Below are 12,742 nucleotides of genomic sequence, written 5' to 3' on the forward strand. Positions count from 1 at the left end.
TGTGGGCTGAATGGCGTCGACGCTGTTCACACGGCATCGGTGGCGAAGAAGACGTTCTTCGTCTCGGTGAAATGCTCGGCCGCGTCCGAGCCGAGCTCGCGCCCGAGACCCGAGGCCTTCATCCCCCCGAACGGCGTCGCGTACCGCACCGAGGAGTGCGAGTTGACCGAGAGCACGCCGCTGCGCACTCCGCGGGCCACCCGCACGGCGCGTCCGAGGTTCTCGGTCCACAGCGACCCGGCCAGGCCGTAGATCGTGTCGTTCGCGAGGCGGATGGCGTCGGCCTCGTCCTCGAACGGGAGCACGGAGACCACAGGCCCGAAGACCTCCTCCTGCGCGATGCGGTCGCCCGGCCGGGCGAGGACGACGGCGGGGGCGAGCCAGAAGCCCGGTCCGTCCGGAGCGCTCCCACGGAACGCGATGTCCGCACCGTCGAGGAAGGAGGCGACGGTGTCGCGATGGGATGCCGAGATGAGCGGCCCCATGTCGGTGCTCTCCTCCCGCGGGTCGCCGACGCGCCAGGCGGTGACGGCCGGCTCCAGCAGTTCGAGGAAGCGATCGTAGACGCTGCGCTGCACGAGCAGGCGGCTGCGCGCGCAGCAGTCCTGGCCCGCATTGTCGAACACTGAACCGGGCACGGCCCTGGCCGCACGCTCGAGGTCGGCGTCCGCGAAGACGATGTTCGCGGACTTCCCGCCGAGCTCGAGGGTGACCGGCTTCAGCATCCGCGCGCAGCCGGCCGCGACGTCGACCCCGACCTCGGTCGATCCGGTGAAGACGACCTTGCGGACGTCCGGGTGCGAGACGAATCGCTGGCCGACCAGTGAACCCGACCCCGTGATCACCTGGAACAGGCCGTCGGGAAGCCCTGCCTCGAGCGCCAGCTCGCCGAGCCGGAGCGCGGTGAGCGGCGTGAGCTCTGCGGGCTTCAGCACGACGGCGTTGCCCGCGGCGAGCGCCGGGGCGAAGGCCCAGGAGGCGATCGTCATCGGGAAGTTCCACGGCACGATCACGCCGACCACGCCATAGGGGTCGTGGAAGGTCACGTCCAATCCGCCGGCGACGGGGATCTGCCGCCCCGAGAGCCGCTCCGGGTCGGCGGAGTAGTAGTTCAACACCTGGGCGACGTGCCCGGCCTCCCAGCGCGCGGAGCCGATCGGATGCCCGGAGTTGAGCACCTCCAGCTGCGCCAGTTCCTCGGCGGCGCCCTCCACAGCCCTCGCGAACGCGCGCAGGGCATCGGCTCTGGCGACCGGGGCCAGCGCCGCCCATGCCCGTTGGGCGGCGACCGCGCGTGCGACAGCCTCGTCGACCTCATCGATGCTCGCGCGGGCGATATCGCGCACGGCCTCACCGGTGGCCGGGTTGATGACGGTGAACGCGCTCATCGCGCTGCCTCCTTCTCCTGGTGCTGTTCCTCCTGATGCTGTGCCGAGAACGCGCGCGCCTGATCGACGAGGTCCGCGAACAGGCGACGATCCTCCGCGTTCTCCTCCGGATGCCACTGGACGCCGACGAGATAGGCGTCTCCGGTGCCCTCGAACGCCTGCACGAGGCCGTCGTCGGACCGAGCGGCGGACGCCAGCCCCTCCCCGAGGCGGTCGATCCCCTGGTGGTGGTAGCTGTGCACGCGGAACTCCCCCGCCCCGAGGATGCCGGACAGCGCCGTCCCCTCCGCCACCTCGACCTCGTTCTCCGCGAACACGCCCCCGCCGATGCGGTACCTCTCCGTCCCGAGCGACTCAGGAAGGTGCTGCTGCAGCGAGCCGCCGCGGGCGACGTTCACGAGCTGCAGCCCGCGACAGATCGCGAGCACGGGCATCCGCCGCCGCTCCGCGGCTCGGAACAGCGCAAGCTCCCAGGCGTCTCTGTCGACGCGTGCAGGGTCGGTGAGCGGATGCCGTTCGGCGCCGTAGAGCTCGGGGGCGACGTCGGCCCCTCCGGTGAGGATGAGCCCGTCGAGGCCGGTGATCGCGGCATCCGCGACATTCTCGCGCTGCGGGGGAAGGAGCACGGCCACGCCGCCTGCGTCAGTCACACCGGTGAGGTACTGCTCAGGGAGGAACGCCGCACGGACATCCCACACGCCCTGCTGGGCACGCTCGAGGTAGGTCGTGACGCCGACGAGCGGCGGTCGCTCAGAGTCGCTCGAAACCACGGATGCGCTCCCAGTCTGTGACGGCGGCGTCGTAGGCCTCGATCTCGATGCGCGCCTGGTTGAGGTAGTGATCGACGACGTCGTCGCCGAAGGCGGCCCTGGCGATGGCGGATTCGCTGAACAGTCTGGCCGCCTCTCTCAGCGTCGTCGGCAGATGGTCGACGTCCGCGTCATACGCGGAGCCGGCCAGCCGCGGCGGGAGCTCCAGCTCGTTCTCGATGCCGTACAGGCCGCCCGCGATGATCGCGGAGATTCCGAGGTACGGATTGACGTCGCCGCCCGGCACCCTGTTCTCCACCCTGAGCGACGGCCCGTGCCCGATCACGCGCAGCGCGCAGGTGCGGTTGTCGACGCCCCAGGCGATGCCGGTCGGGGCGAAGCTGCCTTTGGCGAAGCGCTTGTAGGAGTTGATGTTCGGCGCGTAGAGCAGCGTGAACTCCTTGAGGGTCGCGAGGATGCCGGCGATCCAGTGCTCCATGACGCGGCTGAATCCGTACTCGCCGTCACCGGACATGACAGGCGCGCCGTCTGCGCCCCGGAGGGAGAGATGGATGTGGCAGCTGTTGCCCTCGCGCTCGTTGAACTTCGCCATGAAGGTGAGCGCCTGGCCGTGCTGTTCGGCGATCGTCTTCGCCCCGTTCTTGTAGATCGCGTGCTGGTCGGCCGTCTCGCGGACCTCCGCGTAGCGGAACGCGATCTCCTGCTGGCCGAGATTGCACTCGCCCTTCACGCCCTCGCAGTACAGCCCCGCGCCGTCCATGCCGTTGCGGATATCGCGCAGCAGCGGCTCGAGGCGGCTGGAGGCGAGCAGGTCGTAGTCGACGTTGTAATCCGTCGACGGCGTGAGGTCGCGGTATCCCTTCGCCCAGGCCTGCCGGTAGGTGTCGTCGAACACGATGAACTCCAGCTCGGTGCCCGAGTACGCCGTCCACCCGCGTTCGGCGAGCCTGGCGCGCTGGCGGTCGAGGATCGCGCGCGGCGACGGCGCGACGGGGTCGCCGCTCTCCCAGACGAGGTCGCTCATGATGAGCGCGGTGCCCGCGAGCCATGGAATGCGGCGGAGGGTCGCTGGATCGGGGCGCAGCACCATGTCGCCGTATCCCTTGTCCCAGCCGCTCATCGCGTAGCCGTCGACCGTGTTCATGTCGACATCCACGGAGAGCAGGTAGTCGCAGGCCTCCGCGCCGTGAGCGAGCACCTCCTCCTGGAACAGCCGTGCGGAGACGCGCTTGCCCACCAGGCGCCCCTGCGCATCGGCGAAGGCGACGATGACCGTGTCGATCTCCCCCGCCGCGATCGCGTTCCCCAGTTGCTCGACGCTGAGATTGCCCGGCATGTCACGCTCCCGTCAGATCCATCGCCCGGCGCTGCGCCGGCTCTTCGCACCCTAGATCACTTTCACATCTAAAGGTAGACGCAACCCACCATTAAGTGCCACAATCGCGGTCAAGGCGCAGCCCGCGTCTGTCCAGGTGCGAACGGAGTTCGGATGTCTGAGCAACACAGTGGGTCCCGCAAGGTCGCTGGGGCGACCTATACACGAGCCGGCAGCGAGTACTTCGAGAAGAGAACCCTCAAGCGCAGCGCCGGAGTCTGGGGGCTGTGGGGCCTCGCCGTCGCCGCCGTCATCTCCGGTGACTTCTCCGGGTGGAACTTCGGCATCGACTTCGCGGGCTTCGGCGGGATGCTGATCGCCTTCGTCATCCTCGTCGCGATGTACTACGGCATGATCTTCGCGATCGGCGAGATGGCGGCGGCGATGCCGCACACCGGTGGCGCGTACTCCTTCGCCCGCTCGGCGATGGGCCCGTGGGGAGGCCTCATCACCGGAGCCGCCGAGACGATCGAGTATGTCGCCACGACGGCGGTGATCGTGTACTTCTCCGCGAGCTATGTGAACGGCATCCTGGATCCACTGCTGGGAGTCACTCTGCCTGGCTGGCTGCTCTACATCATCCTGTACATCGTCTTCATCGCGTTGAACTCCGCCGGGGCCGCGATCTCGTTCCGCTTCGCGATCGTCGTCTCGGTGATCTCGATCGGCATCATCCTCGTCTTCTCGGCGATGGCGATCTTCTCCGGCGCGTTCAGCTGGGACGCGCTGTGGGACATCGCTCCCGATCCAGGGCAGACCGCGTTCCTGCCGCACGGGGTGCTCCCCATCCTGTTCGCCCTGCCGTTCGCCATGTGGTTCTTCCTCGGCATCGAGGAGCTGCCGCTGGCCGCGGAGGAGTCGCACAACCCGACCAGGGACATCCCGCGGGCGGGCTTCTGGGCCCGCGGGACCCTCATCGTCACGGGTCTGCTCGTGCTGTTCTTGAACACCGGCGTCATCGGCGCCGAGGCGACGGGCACGGCGGGCGAGCCCCTGCTGGACGGCTTCCGCGCCATCGTCGGCGACCAATGGGCGGCGGTGCTCGCCCTGTTCGCCCTCATCGGCCTGCTGGCATCGCTGCAGGGCATCATGTTCGCCTACGGCCGCAACATGTACTCGCTGTCCCGCGCCGGGTACTACCCGCGCTTCCTCTCGCTGACCGGCAAGCGGCAGACCCCGTGGGTGGCGCTGCTCGTCGGAGCGGTGATCGGCTTCGTCGCCCTCGTGGTGCTCGATCTGCTGACCGCGGTCGACGAAGAGGGCGCGGGCACCGTGGCCGGCGCGATCGTGCTGAACATCGCGGTCTGGGGCGCGGTGCTCGCCTACGGCCTGCAGCTCATCTCGTTCATCATCCTGCGCTACAAGTACCCGAACGTGGAACGCCCCTACCGCAGCCCGTGGGGCATCCCCGGGGCTGTGATCGCGCTCGTCATCGCGGCGCTCATCTTCGTCGGATTCCTCCTGAACCCGACCTTCGGACCGGCGATCATCGCGATCGCGATCGTGTACGCCGTGATCCTGCTCGGCTTCGCGCTGGTCTTCCGGCACAGGCTCGTGCTCTCCCCCGAGGAGGAGTACGCGCTCTCCGGCGGAAGCCACGGCGATCCGCAGGCCGAGGGCTACGACGCCATGGAGGGCGAAGTGTTCGGCCGGAAGTAGCGGGACACGCGTGCGGGCGGCTCCAGGGGGCAGCCGTCCGCATGCGGTCGTCTACTTCGAGTCGAATTCGAAGGCCTTGAGCAGCTCGCCGACCGCCTTCTCCCGATCGTCGCCGCCGTGCTCGAACATGTGCGTGACGTGCGTGCGCAGGTGATTCTCCAGGAGCAGGCGGTTGAGGGATTCCAGCGAGCGCTGGATCGCACGGGACTGCGTGATGATGTCCATGCAGTACTCCTCGTTCTCGATCATCCGCGCGACCCCGCGCAGCTGGCCCTCAAGGATGCTGGTGCGGTGCAGGGCGCGCTTCTTGATGTCTTCGATCACGCTCCCGAGAGTACCGCCGTGCGAGGATGACGGCATGTCGCGCACTCCGCTCGCCCTCCTCTCCCCCGCCGACCAGGCGCGCGCCAGAGCCCTGCGGCGCATGAAGGCCGTCGCGCTCGGGGCTCTGCTCTTCATGGCCGTCGCCTTCGTGATCGCGTTCGCGCTGCAGGAGCGCGTCGGCTGGCTCGCCTACGTCAGGGCAGCCGCCGAAGGCGGCATGGTCGGCGCCCTCGCGGACTGGTTCGCGGTGACGGCGCTGTTCCGGCATCCGCTCGGCATCCCCATCCCGCACACCGCGATCATCCCGAGCCGCAAGGACGAGATCGGACGAACGCTCGGCGAGTTCGTGGAGACGAACTTCCTCGCCGCCGACGTCGTGCGCACCAAGCTCTCCAGCACCAAGCTGTCCCAGCGGGCCGGCGAATGGCTGCGCGAGCAGCCGCACGCCGAGCGGGTCGCCGCCGAGGGCGCGACGATCGCGTCGGCAGTGCTGAACGCGCTCAGCGATGACGACGTGCAGGGGTTGATCTCCGACCTCGCCAGGGAGCACCTCATCGATCCGGACTGGGGGACGCCGGCCGGCGTCTGGCTCGAGCGCATCGTCGAGACCGAGGCGCACCACGGTGCCGTCGACCTCGCCGTGGACAGCATCGCCACCTGGCTGGTGAACAACGCAGGGGCCTTCCAGGGTCTCCTCTCGCGCCGACTCCCCGGGTGGGTGCCCAAGCTCGCGCACCGCTTCGTCGACGACACCGCCTACAACGAGGCGGTCAAGTTCGTGCACGCCGTGCAGGCCGACCCCCGGCATCCCGCCCGTCTCGCGATCGACGGATACCTCGCCAGGCTCGCCGACGGCCTGCAGCACGATCCTGCGACGCGGGCCAAGCTGGACAACGCGAAGGGGGCCCTGTTCGACAGCCCGCGCGTCGCGGCCCTCGCCGCCGAGGCATGGCACACGGCGAAGAACGGGCTGCTCGCCTCGCTCGCCGACCCGGAGAGCGGACTCCGCCGACGCGCCGCTCAGGCGCTGCGCGAGGTGGGCGAGCGTCTCACGACCGAGGAGTCGCTGCAACGGCGCGTCGACACCTGGGTCACCGACGCCGCGGTGTTCCTCGTGGACCGCTACCGCCACGACATCGCATCGATCATCACCGATACAGTCGAGCGCTGGGATCCGGCCGAGACGACGGAGAAGATCGAGCTCATGGTCGGCCGCGACCTGCAGTACATCCGCCTCAACGGCACGGTCGTCGGAGCCCTCGCAGGCCTCGCCATCTTCACCGTCGCCCACGCCCTGATCCCCGGAGTCTGAGATGACGCTCTCGCACGATCCCCTCTGGCCGCGCGCCGGCGGCTGGCCGCCATTCGATCAGGCAGACGGCGCCGCGGATGCCGTCCTGCTCGGTGTCCCGGCCTGGCGCACGTCTCTCTCACCCACCGGCGCGCACGCCACCCCTGCCGCCATCAGGCAGGCGCTCGCGCGGTACAGCACCGCGCTGATGGATCCACCGGTGAATCTCGCCGCAGCGCTGCGCATCGCGGATGCCGGAGACATCGCCGACCCCGATGAGGACGTCGAGGCCGTCGTCGCGCGCGTGCGGGCACTGCGGCCGGCGTTCACCATCGCGCTCGGCGGCGACAACTCGCTCACCTACCCCGTCGCACGCGGGGCCGGCGCGACCGGGTTGATCACGATCGACGCGCATTTCGATCTCCGCGACGGCGTCTCCAACGGTTCTCCGGTCAGGCGACTCATCGAGGACGCTCCGGAAGCGGAGCGCATCGACCCGCGCCGCATCGTCCAGATCGGCATCGCCGACTTCGCCAATTCCGAGGCGTACGCACGCAGAGCGGCCCAGTGGGGCATCCGCGTCATCACGCTCGACGAGCTGCGCAGCCGCAGCATCCACGACGTCGCCGCCGAGGCGCTGGCCGTCGCCGGAGAAGGTGCAGACGCACGCGTGCATCTGGATGTCGACGTCGATGTCTGCGACCGCTCGGTGGCGCCTGGATGCCCCGCCAGCGTGCCGGGCGGACTCGCGGCCTGGGAGCTGCGGCGCCTGGTCCGCGCGATCGCGACGGGCCGCAGCGTCGTGAGCGCCGACATCGCCGAGGTCGACGCGACGGCGGATGCCGAGGACGGCCGAACCGTGCGTCTGGCCGCACTGTGCGTGCTGGAGCTCCTCGCAGGGGTGGCGCTGCGCTCCTGACCTCACCCGGTCAGCGCGGGATCGCCGGCCGGCGGTCGCCGCTCACGCCGGCTTGTCGTCCGCGTGCCGCGCGAGGGAGCGGCCATAGCGCTCGGTGAGCTGGACCATGAGATCGGGGGTGTCCCTGTCGACCCCGAAGACATGCCCCGGAAAGTCCAGCTCGGGCTGCACCGCGGCGATCTCCTCTGCACGATCGGGCGAGTAGAGGATGACCGGGTCGCCCGCCGCCACCCAGCCGATCGGGACCACCGTGCCCTCGGGCAGCACAGCACGCCGGTGGACGATGGCGTTCACCCGCACCTCGCTCCGATCGCCGACCCTCGCCCCGTTGAAGACACGGGCGCCGGAGGCGAAGAAGACCTCTTCCCCCACGGTCGCGCCGGCGATGCTGGCGAGCGTCCCGACGAGGGTGTGCGAGCCGATGTGCACCGCGTCAGCCGCCGTTGCTCTGATCAGGGCGTTCTCCATGACGATGACGTGAGCGCCGAGCGTGATCGGGCCGCCCTCTGCCGTGATCACGGCACCGTGCAGCACGTGGCAGTCCTCGCCGATCTCCACGTCGCCGGAGATGACGGCGGTGGGAGCGATGACGGCGGTGTCGTGGATCCGGGGCCGAGCCCCGAGGTGCTCGTACAGCATGCGGTCACTGTACCCCCAGGCATCCGCCCGCGTCAGTGCGCGCGCCGAATCCCGGACGGCTGTGCTCCGGGGCGGTGCGTCGCCGTCGCGACGCACCGCGCGCGAACCCAGGCATCCGGTATTCAGCCCGCGGGCGGCGTGACGAACATGCGGAACACCCCGGTCGCGGCTCAGGAGGCGGCAGGGACAGGCTCGGGGAAGATCGCGGTGAACAGCTGTCCGACCCAGTCCAGCAGCGCGGTGTCGGCGAGCGGCTCCAACCCCACGCCGACGGCGGAGGGGACGGTGGGCAGCGGGACGACGAGGGCGTCGCCGCCGGCGACGAGCTTGGCCTTCGGATAGAGCCGCTGCAGGCGGACCTTGATGGAGTCCTCCAGTCGTGCGGGGGCGATCCGGAGGTTGGATCCCATCGCGACGACGTCCGCGAGGCCGACCCTCGCCGCGCGACGACGCAGCCGCGCGATCGCGAAGAGACCGTCGACCTCCTCCGGCGGCGCGCCGTAGCGGTCGACGAGCTCCTCCCGCACGAGATCGATGGCGTCGTCCTTCGCCGTCGCCGTCGAGGCGGCGGACAGCTTCTGATAGGCCTCGAGCCGCAGCCTCTCGCTGTCGATGTAGCTCTCGGGGATGCGCGCATCGACGGGGAGCTCCATGCGCAGTTCGGTGTCCGAGGCGGTGTCCTCGCCGCGGAATGTCGCGACCGCTTCGCCGATCATGCGCAGGTACAGGTCGAAGCCGACGCCGGCGATATGACCGGCCTGCTCTGCGCCGAGGAGGTTGCCCGCGCCGCGCAGCTCGAGGTCCTTCAAGGCGACATGCATGCCCGATCCGAGGTCGTTGTTGATCGCGATGGTCTGCAAGCGGTCGGCGGCCGTCTCCGACAGCTCCTTGCCGTCGTCGTAGAGGAAGTAGGCATAGGCGCGTTCGCGTCCTCGACCGACCCGGCCTCGCAACTGGTGCAGCTGCGAGAGGCCGTACTTGTCTGCGCGGTCGATGATGATCGTGTTGGCGTTCGAGATGTCCAGACCGGTCTCGATGATCGTGGTCGAGACGAGCACGTCGTACTTGCGCTCCCAGAAGTCGTCGACGACCTGCTCGAGCTGGTGCTCGCCCATCTTCCCGTGCGCGACGGCGATGCGCGCCTCGGGGACGAGCTCGGCGAGCTCGGATGCGATGCGCTGGATCGACTGCACACGGTTGTGCACGAAGAACACCTGGCCCTCGCGGAGGATCTCGCGCCGGATCGCCGCCGCGATCTGCTTGTCGCTGCGGGCACCGACGAAGGAGAGGATCGGATGCCTGTCCTCCGGCGGCGTCGCGAGCGTCGACATCTCCCGGATTCCCGTGACCGCCATCTCCAGTGTGCGAGGGATCGGGGTCGCGCTCATGGCGAGGATGTCGACGTTGGTCTTCATCTTCTTCAGAGCATCCTTGTGCTCGACGCCGAAGCGCTGCTCCTCGTCGATGATCATGAGCCCGAGGTCCTTGAACATCACCTGGTCGGTGAGGATGCGGTGGGTTCCGATGACCATGTCGACGGATCCCTCGAGCAGGCCCTGCAGGGTGAGCCTCGCCTCTTTGTCAGTCTGGAAGCGCGACAGCGGCCTGACCTTGACGGGGAACCCGGCGAAGCGCTCGGTGAACGTCTCGAGGTGCTGCTTGACGAGCAGGGTGGTCGGCACGAGCATCGCGACCTGCTTGCCGTCCTGGATAGCCTTGAACGCGGCACGGACGGCGACCTCGGTCTTCCCGAACCCGACGTCGCCGGAGAGCAGACGGTCCATCGGGATGGGCCGCTCCATGTCGGCCTTGATCTCGTCGATGGTCTGCAACTGGTCCTGCGTCTCAGCGAACGGGAAGGCCTCCTCCAGCTCGCGCTGCCACGGGGTGTCCGGTCCGAACGCATGCCCCTTCGCCGACATCCGCGCGGAGTAGAGCTTGACGAGCTCGACGGCGATGTCGCGGACCGCCTTGCGCGCCTTGCCCTTCGCAGCCGACCAGTCGCTGCCGCCCATCTTCGACAGCACAGGGGCCTCGCCGCCGACGTACTTCGAGAGCAGATCGAGCTGGTCGGTCGGGACGAAGAGCTTGTCACCGGGGTAGCCGCGCTTGGACGGCGCATACTCCAGGACGAGGTAGTCGCGTGTGGTCTTCGTGGCGTTGCGTCCACCGCTGGACACCTCGCGCTGGGTCATCTCCACGAAGCGCGCGATGCCGTGCGTGGAATGCACGACATGGTCGCCCGGCTTGAGCTGCAGCGGATCGACGACGTTCTTGCGCCGTGAGGCGAGCTTCTTGACGACGCGCTGGTCGCCGCCGATGGTGCGGCCGTAGAACTCGTTGTCCGTGAGGACGGCGAGCTTCGCCTCTGGCACCTGGAAGCCCGACTCCACGGCCCCGGTGACGAGGGTGGCCACGCCGGGCGCCGGCTCATCGTCGAGGCTCTCCACGGCGCGCGCGGCGACGCCGCGATCGGAGAGCACGTCGCGGGCGCGATCGACCAGTCCTGTTCCGGATGCGATCACCACGACGCGCCACCCGTCGGCGATCCTGGCGTCGACGAAGGAGATCGCCCCGTCGACGTTGCCGTGGAAGGAGGGGATGATCGACGAGTCGATGCCCTCGGCATCCGCATCGTCCGTGGCGAACGGGCTCAGCCGCCAGAACACGCCGCCGCGCTCGGCGACGGTCTCGCGGAGCTGGGCGACGGTGCGGAAGTCGCCGGCGCCGAGATCGATCGGCGCCGAGGCGCCGGATGTCGCGGCGCTCCAGGCCGCATCGAGGAACTCGCGGTTGGTCTCGCCGAGGTTCTGGGCGCGGGCCGTGGCGCGCTCGGGGTCGACGAGCGCCGTCGCGGTTCCTTCGGGAAGGTATTCCACCAGGGAGCTGAGCGGACCGGAGACCGCGGGCAGCAGCGATTCCATCCCCTCCACGGGGATGCCCTCGGCCATCTTCTCCAGCATCCCGGCGATCGCGGGGAATTCGCCGACGAGCGCGCGAGCGCGCGAGCGGACGCCGGGGGTGAGCAGCAGCTCACGGCTGGCAGGAAGGTCGACACGATCGACGTCGCCGGGGAGCGAACGCTGGTCGGCCACGGAGAACGCCCGGATCTGATCGACCTCGTCTCCGAAGAACTCCACGCGGTACGGATGCTCGCTGATCGCGGGGAAGACGTCGAGGATGCCGCCGCGCACGGCGAACTCGCCGCGGCGGGACACCATGTCGACGCGCGTGTATGCGCGTTCGACGAGCTGCTCGACGGCCTGCTCCAGTTCGGTGCCTCGCCCGCCGACGACGAGCGAGAGCGGCGCGGCGTCGCCGAGGTTCGCGGCGATCGGCTGGAGCGCGGCGCGGACGGACGCCACCACGATGAGGGGCCGCGCGGCGTCCCAGGTCGTGATGCGGCGCAGGGTCTCCAGGCGCCGCCCGACGGTGTCGGCGCTCGGGCTGAGCCTCTCATGCGGCAGGGTCTCCCAGGCGGGGAAGCTCAGGATCTCGGCGTCCGGGACGTAGGAGCCCAGCGCCTGAGCGAGGGAGTCGGCCCGGCGACCGGTCGGGGCGATCACGAGGAGTGCGGCGGGGCTCCCGCCCTCGGCGCGGCGGGCGAGGAGGCCGGCGAGCACGGGGGCGTCGAGGCCGTCGACGAGGCCGAGATCGGCGTCGGTCCGAGCCCAGGTCAGGGCATCGCGAAAGAGAGACGCCTCTTCCAAGGCGCGCAGAATCCCCGGAACACTCACCGGACAAGCTTATGCCGACCCTCGGACACCGGCGTCTAGGATGCGGGGATGGCACCCGTCACGCTGCGCACCTCCCGGCTCGAGCTGCACGCCCCGACAGTGGTGGACATCGATGCGATCACCGCGGCATGCCAGGATCCCGAGGTGCCGCGGTGGACGACGGTGCCGAGCCCGTACACGCGCGCGCACGCCGTGGGATTCGTCGCGCTGATCGCTGACTGGTGGGCGGATGGGTCTCAGGCGATCTGGGGAATCTACGCGGACGGCGCTCTCGTCGGCGTGATCGGACTGCACCACATCACGCCCAGTGCTGGCGGAGCACACGCGGATCTCGGGTACTGGATGGTCGCCGAGGCGCGCGGCAACGGATATCTGGTCGAGGCGGCGAGCGCTGTCATCGATTGGGCTTTCGATGAGTTGGGGCTTGCCCGTCTGAACTGGCGGGCAGTGGTGGGCAACGTCCCCTCGGCGCGGGCGGCCCGCTCGCTGGGCTTCCGGTATGAAGGCCTTGGCCGTCAGGCGCTCACCAGCCCGCGTGGGCGCGACGACGGATGGTTCGCCGGCCTGCTCGTCGACGACGACCGGATGCCGAACGTCTGGCCCGTGCTCGAGTGAGCCGTGACAACGTCGGAGGCCGATG

Annotated in this window: 10 protein-coding genes; 4 read left to right on the plus strand and 6 right to left on the minus strand. The window is 69.5% G+C overall.

The window, feature by feature from the left end:
• Positions 1–26: 26 nt before the first annotated feature.
• From ACWGJP_RS00960 to ACWGJP_RS00970, 3 genes are read right to left on the minus strand one after another with little or no spacing between them, the layout of a single operon-like run.
• The gene (locus ACWGJP_RS00960) at positions 27–1,388 is read right to left on the minus strand and encodes an aldehyde dehydrogenase family protein (protein ID WP_452327876.1); all 1,362 of its coding nucleotides are present in this window, start codon (positions 1,386–1,388) and stop codon (positions 27–29) included.
• Complete coding sequence (locus ACWGJP_RS00965; RefSeq protein ID WP_452327877.1) at positions 1,385–2,158, minus strand: gamma-glutamyl-gamma-aminobutyrate hydrolase family protein; 774 nt, start codon at positions 2,156–2,158, stop codon at positions 1,385–1,387. The genes ACWGJP_RS00960 and ACWGJP_RS00965 overlap by 4 nt, the downstream gene beginning before the upstream one ends.
• Positions 2,139–3,494, minus strand: coding sequence for a glutamine synthetase family protein (locus ACWGJP_RS00970; RefSeq protein WP_452327878.1), 1,356 nt, complete (start codon positions 3,492–3,494; stop codon positions 2,139–2,141). Before ACWGJP_RS00970 ends, ACWGJP_RS00965 begins: the two co-directional genes overlap by 20 nt.
• A 153-nt stretch (positions 3,495–3,647) precedes the next feature.
• Here ACWGJP_RS00970 and ACWGJP_RS00975 point away from each other — a divergent pair, with 153 nt between their 5' ends.
• Positions 3,648–5,192, plus strand: coding sequence for an amino acid permease (locus tag ACWGJP_RS00975; RefSeq protein WP_452327879.1), 1,545 nt, complete (start codon positions 3,648–3,650; stop codon positions 5,190–5,192).
• A 51-nt stretch (positions 5,193–5,243) separates the two neighbouring features.
• Here the strand turns inward: ACWGJP_RS00975 and ACWGJP_RS00980 are convergent, their stop codons facing one another.
• Entirely contained in the window at positions 5,244–5,516 is a 273-nt protein-coding gene (locus ACWGJP_RS00980) for a metal-sensitive transcriptional regulator (protein WP_452327880.1), read from the minus strand.
• 34 nt (positions 5,517–5,550) lie between these two features.
• Between ACWGJP_RS00980 and ACWGJP_RS00985 the strand changes: the two genes are divergently transcribed.
• Both ACWGJP_RS00985 and ACWGJP_RS00990 read left to right on the plus strand, forming a co-directional pair.
• Positions 5,551–6,828 (plus strand): DUF445 domain-containing protein, encoded by a 1,278-nt coding sequence (locus ACWGJP_RS00985; protein WP_452327881.1) that lies wholly within the window; start codon positions 5,551–5,553, stop codon positions 6,826–6,828.
• Between the two features lies 1 nt (position 6,829).
• The gene (locus ACWGJP_RS00990; RefSeq protein WP_452327882.1) at positions 6,830–7,726 is read left to right on the plus strand and encodes an agmatinase family protein; all 897 of its coding nucleotides are present in this window, start codon (positions 6,830–6,832) and stop codon (positions 7,724–7,726) included.
• Positions 7,727–7,768: 42 nt separating this feature from the next.
• Here the strand turns inward: ACWGJP_RS00990 and ACWGJP_RS00995 are convergent, their stop codons facing one another.
• On the minus strand, positions 7,769–8,365 hold the full coding sequence (locus tag ACWGJP_RS00995) for a gamma carbonic anhydrase family protein (protein ID WP_452327883.1): 597 nt from the start codon (positions 8,363–8,365) through the stop codon (positions 7,769–7,771).
• A 170-nt stretch (positions 8,366–8,535) separates the two neighbouring features.
• Positions 8,536–12,102 carry a transcription-repair coupling factor gene (mfd, locus tag ACWGJP_RS01000; RefSeq protein WP_452327884.1) on the minus strand — a complete coding sequence of 1,189 codons (3,567 nt, stop codon included), beginning with the start codon at positions 12,100–12,102 and terminating at the stop codon, positions 8,536–8,538.
• Between the two features lie 48 nt (positions 12,103–12,150).
• Here mfd and ACWGJP_RS01005 point away from each other — a divergent pair, with 48 nt between their 5' ends.
• Complete coding sequence (locus ACWGJP_RS01005) at positions 12,151–12,717, plus strand: GNAT family N-acetyltransferase (protein WP_452327885.1); 567 nt, start codon at positions 12,151–12,153, stop codon at positions 12,715–12,717.
• Positions 12,718–12,742: the final 25 nt, after the last annotated feature.

The sequence above is a fragment of the Microbacterium sp. NPDC055903 genome (genome assembly GCF_053615555.1).

Excerpts from the sequence above, each read along its gene's own strand:
- ACWGJP_RS00970 (WP_452327878.1), bottom strand. The coding sequence starts at position 3,494 with ATGCCGGGCAATCTCAGCGTCGAGCAACTGGGGAACGCGATCGCGGCG.
- ACWGJP_RS00985 (WP_452327881.1), top strand. The coding sequence starts at position 5,551 with ATGTCGCGCACTCCGCTCGCCCTCCTCTCCCCCGCCGACCAGGCGCGC.
- ACWGJP_RS00990 (WP_452327882.1), top strand. The coding sequence starts at position 6,830 with ATGACGCTCTCGCACGATCCCCTCTGGCCGCGCGCCGGCGGCTGGCCG.
- ACWGJP_RS01005 (WP_452327885.1), top strand. The coding sequence starts at position 12,151 with ATGGCACCCGTCACGCTGCGCACCTCCCGGCTCGAGCTGCACGCCCCG.
- ACWGJP_RS00995 (WP_452327883.1), bottom strand. The coding sequence starts at position 8,365 with ATGCTGTACGAGCACCTCGGGGCTCGGCCCCGGATCCACGACACCGCC.
- ACWGJP_RS00960 (WP_452327876.1), bottom strand. The coding sequence starts at position 1,388 with ATGAGCGCGTTCACCGTCATCAACCCGGCCACCGGTGAGGCCGTGCGC.
- ACWGJP_RS00975 (WP_452327879.1), top strand. The coding sequence starts at position 3,648 with ATGTCTGAGCAACACAGTGGGTCCCGCAAGGTCGCTGGGGCGACCTAT.